The organism is Shigella sp. FC1544, from assembly GCF_001722145.1.
GTDB lineage: Bacteria > Pseudomonadota > Gammaproteobacteria > Enterobacterales > Enterobacteriaceae > Escherichia > Escherichia coli.
On sequence record NZ_MECT01000542.1, the window covers coordinates 1 to 219 of the forward strand.

Genomic DNA, 219 nt, shown 5'->3' on the forward strand with positions numbered 1-219 from the left:
TTGAATGGCCCGCCTCTCCGGAAATTTCTTCCTGATTTAATTTATCGCGAGAAAAACTATGTCTGTAGTGATATCAGGTGCGCTGACTGATGGCGCAGGCATCCCCATGTCCGGATGCCAGATTATTCTGAAATCCCGTGTAAACACCTCAGAAGTGGTGATGCGTACCAGGGCTGATGTAGTGACCGGAAATAACGGTGAATATTCGTTTGAGGCACA

General features: G+C 47.5%; 1 protein-coding gene. It reads left to right on the forward strand.

The genetic code is table 11. The features are described 5' to 3' along the window. Nucleotides 1–58 precede the first annotated feature (58 nt). The coding region (locus BGK49_RS28260; RefSeq protein WP_171729996.1) for a prophage tail fiber N-terminal domain-containing protein at nt 59–219 on the forward strand (161 nt) is incomplete at its 3' end.